General features: G+C 62.0%; 2 protein-coding genes. One reads left to right on the forward strand and one right to left on the reverse strand.

Translation table 11 applies throughout. The annotated features are described in order from the left end of the window. Positions 1-2,869: hypothetical protein (locus Q0J85_RS15285; protein WP_294483181.1), on the forward strand; the 2,869-nt coding region annotated here is incomplete at its 5' end. 51 nt (positions 2,870-2,920) lie between these two features. Here the strand turns inward: Q0J85_RS15285 and Q0J85_RS15290 are convergent. After that, the coding region (locus Q0J85_RS15290) for a hypothetical protein (RefSeq protein WP_294483183.1) at positions 2,921-4,392 on the reverse strand (1,472 nt) is incomplete at its 5' end.

Consider the following 4,392-nt stretch of genomic DNA (forward strand, 5'->3'; position numbering starts at 1 on the left):
GGAGAAGAAACCGGGGATGCTCGTTCAGAGGCGTGCCTCGGAACTGGAGATCCCGGCGGGGGAGGGGACGGTTTCGCTGCGCGGGGATTTTGAGCTGCACATTCAGGACAACCGGACATACAATCTGCCGACCTACACCATCCGGATCCGGATGACGCCCGGTTACGGGAAGATCACGAATGCGACGCTGGATCTGACGCTGCAATGCCGCGCCGGAGAGGATGTTCCGCTCGATCTGCGGGACATCGCGAACGCCGGTTTCGCCGACGAAACCGCCGGGGACGGCAAGGGCGGCTGGACCGATCAGGGGCCGGCGAACGATCTGCGCATGCTCAAACCCGGAACGCAGCTCATGGACCGGATGCCGTTTGCGATCCTCGACCCGGAGAAGAATGGCGGGAAGAGCTGCGTCATGCTCGCGGGCAGCGCGCGGCCCGGGTTTCCGGAACAGGCCGTGTGCGACATCCCGGGGGAAGTCTGCGGGTCCCGGCTCTATCTGCTGCATGCGATCGCATGGCCGGGGCAGGAGGTCGGCAGCGTGAAAGTCGTCTACCGGGACGGCTCGGCAGACACATTTGAAGTGCGCGGCGGACGTGAGGTCGGCAACTGGTGGGCTCCGGCCGCCTGTCCGAACGGGGAGGTGGTCTGGACGGCGGAGAACGCCACGGCGTATGTCGGGCTGTTCCGGTCGCGTTTCCCGCTCCGGGAGCGTCCACTTGCGAGGATCGAATTCCATTCGGCGCGGCGATCGGTCTGGGGGATTGTCGCGGCGACGGTGAGCAGCCGGGATCTGCCGCGGCTCAAGGAGGCACCGTACTTCATCATCGCGGGGGAGCAGTGGCGGGAGATCCCGTTCCACAAGGTGATTCGGAGAGGGTCGATTCTCGATTTTTCCGACACGCTTGACGCACCGGCGGGGAAGTACGGTCCGCTGGTCCGGCGCGGCGACCAGCTGGTTTTCCGCGACCGCCCGGAGACGCCGGTCCGTTTTTACGGAACGAACATCAGCGGAACTTCGTTTTATCTGAACCGGGAAGAGGCTGACCGGTTTGCCGACCGGATGGCGGCGTGCGGCTTCAATCTGATCCGGATCCACCACCACGACGAGCCGCTCACGGATACGGTGAGCACCCGGCTCCAGCCGGAGCGGATGGATCAGCTCGAGTATCTGATCGCGGCGCTGAAGAAGCGCGGGATTTATGTTTCCACGGATCTCTACGTTTCGCGGGTGCCGGGCCGGGGGGAGATTCCGGAGTTTCCGGACCGGGTGATCGCGTTCGGGGAGTACAAGGGGCTCTTCTGGATCAAGGATTCGGTGTTCGAGAACTGGAAAGAGTATTGCCGGACGTTCCTGAACCATGTGAACCCGCATACCGGGCTGGCGCTCAAGGATGATCCGGTGCTGGTTTCGCTCAACATCATCAACGAGGGGAACATCGACAAGGCCGCCGCCGCTTCGGAACTCGTGAAGAGTGAGTACCGGAAAGCGTTCCGGGCGTGGCTTGAAAATCGGGCGATTGAAGAACCCGCGGACGCGGCAGGGCGGGAACGGCTTTACAGCGCGTTTCTGCTCGAATCTTACCGCCGCCGGTCGAGACAGATGGTGGAGTTTCTGCGGGAACAGGGGGTCAAGTGTGTTCTCTCCGATACGAACATGCTTTCCGGCCCGATGCTCTCGGTGGTGCGCAGCGGATATGATTTTGTGGACAACCATGTGTACTGGGGCGGCCCGTCAGGCACTTACGATGTTCCGTCGTCGCTGAGCCAGAATTCGGCGATCGGGCGCGGAACATCGCCGGACGAACTGTTTCTGTCGCGGCTCTATGGCCGGCCGTTCAGTGTCTCCGAGTTCGACTTCTGCAAACCGAACCGCTTCCGGGCCGAGGGGCCGCTGCTGATGGCCTCCTACGCCGGGCTGCAGGGGTGGAACATGCTCTGCCAGTTCGCCTGGTCGCACTGGAACGGTGACATCACAAAAGAGCTTGTGTCCAACCATTTCAACATCGCGAACGACTGCGTAAAGGCGTTGTCGAACCAGCTTGGAGCGGCGCTGTTCCGCTCCGGGAGCGTCGCACCGGCGCCGGTCGCGCTTGCAACGGTGATCGGCAGCGCGGACGGACTCACGTTCGGGTCGGAATATCCGATGCCGCTGAATCGCCTCGGCCGGGTGGTTCGGCTCGGTGCCGTGATCGGGGACGGAACGGGCGATCCGCTCGAACAACTCCCCGCCGGGACGGTCGCGTTGATCGACACCGGCGACAATTTCCCGGAAGACCACGGCCGTTTTCCGGTCCTAGACGCGCGGAAAGAACGGGCCGATTACTTTGCCGCGCTCAAAGCGCTGCATGTGGTCCCGGATGAACTCATCGATCCGGAGACGGGGCGGCTCGATGCCGCCGGCGGCCAGATTTTCTCCAACACACGGAAGTTGACCTTTTCCGTGCACACCCCGGTGTGCGAAGCGTTCGTGCTTCCTGCGGGGGAGGAGGGGGCCGGGGAGTTCTGGAGCGTGAAGAATCTGCGCGGGCGCGGGGTATTCGCCGCGCTCTCCCGTGACGGGAAGCCGCTTGCGGAATCGCGTCGGATTCTGCTCTTTCACCTGACCGACACGCAGGCGTTCAAGGCGGAGTTCTCTTCTCCCGGAATGAACCGGATTCTGCGCTGGGGGGAGCTGCCGCACATGGCGGCGGCGGGCGAGGCGGAGATTCTGCTGCCCGGCGGGGAGGGGTTGGAGCTTTACGCGCTCGACACCGCCGGAAACCGGCTGGAGCATGTGGCGCTTTCTCCGCACGGAAACCGCACGGCGGCCCGGCTGCGGGTGTTCAATTCGTTCGGGCAGACCATGCTCTATGAATTGATCCGGAAATGACCCTTTGAAATGAAAAAGCGCCGTCCGCGGATGGCGCTTTTTTCTCGGGAGTCAGTGTTCGATCTCGATTCCGGCGATCTGATTGGACCAGCTCTCGCTCTGGACGGGAGCCTTGAGCACGACTCTCAGATAACGGACTTCCGGCGGGATCGGCTGCGCGTTGCGCATGATGTAGTGATCGAATTCGGCCTTGCGGACGAGCTCGAACTTCAGGGGGAGCGCGGAGAAGTTCAGGTTGTCGGGAGAGCCTTCCAGCGCGTAGTAGAGATTCAAATCCCTGCCGCGGTGTTTGTTCCAGAAGTAGCAGTCGGCTTTCACCGATCGAAACCGGGAGTTGTCCCCGGCGCGGGCGGTCCCGACCGGATAACCTGCCGCCGGATCGGCGTTTTGCGGCAGAAGATGTTCATCGACTTTCAGCCGGAACTCGCAGCCGCTGAAAAACTCCTGGGCGTTGGTCTTGTCCACGGTTATGAATTTCGAGCTGGAATCGGGGAGAAAGTCCGCGAGCAGTTTCCGCTTCTGGTTGCTGAACAGAAGTTTCTCCGGATTCTCGAGACGGAATGGGGTTTCCCGGCCGGCGTGAACCGCTTCCAGCCGGGCGTTGGAATGTTTGACTTCAGCGATCATCTCGTCATAGGGGCGGTCGGTGCAGTCGACCAGACCGAAATTGAAGTTCTCTCCCATCGGGAGACTGCGCATCATCACGGGCTGGTCGAAGAAGATGAAGTAGCCGAATCCGATGCAGAGCGGATCCGCCGCTTTCTGTTCGGTGTAGTGCCGGTAACAGAGTCCCCGCGCCCGCTCGTCGCGGACGGTGTTGCCGGAATTGTAGTGACGCATTCCCCGCCGGTCGCAGACAAAGCTGAACTCGGTGATGAAGAACGGTTTGTCGAGTTCCCGGAGTTTCGGCATGAGCCGGTTTGTCCACAGGGCGTAGATGTCATACTCGTTGAGCATCACGGCATCGGTGAATTCGGCCGCCGCGTAGATCCATTCGTCCGCCTGGCCGCGGCAGTGAGAGGCGCCGAACCACAGATGTTCGGGATCGTATTTGCGGAAGAGATCGCGGACAATCCGGTGGTAATAGCGGGAGGTTTCCGCGATGAAGTCGCAGATGTCTTTCCGGTCCAGATTGACGATCTTCCGGTTTTCCAGCATCTCCCGCCTTCCGCCCGTGAGCCCGAATTGCGCAACTGCGCCCGCTTCGCCGTGGCGGCGGATCAGAAAGTCGATCAGCGCCTTTTTGGAGGCGACGGAGGGAGCGGCGGCGGTCAGCTCGTTGATATCGCGATACTCCCAGCCGTTTTCGTTTTCCGAAGCGTAGGCGATCAGCATCGGATCCTCTTTTCGCCGGGCGGTCAGTTTGGCGATCTCCTTTTCTGCTGCTGCGGCGAATCCGGGATCGTAGACGTCGATCCGGCGGCGCGGCAGGAGTTTGACGGTGCGGAACGTCCAGTCCTCGATGTAGGGCAGGCCGATTCGGACACCTTCGGATTCCCGTTCAAAACCCGTGACGCCGTTCC

This window comes from uncultured Victivallis sp., from assembly GCA_944389935.1.
In the GTDB taxonomy this organism is placed as follows: domain Bacteria; phylum Verrucomicrobiota; class Lentisphaeria; order Victivallales; family Victivallaceae; genus Victivallis.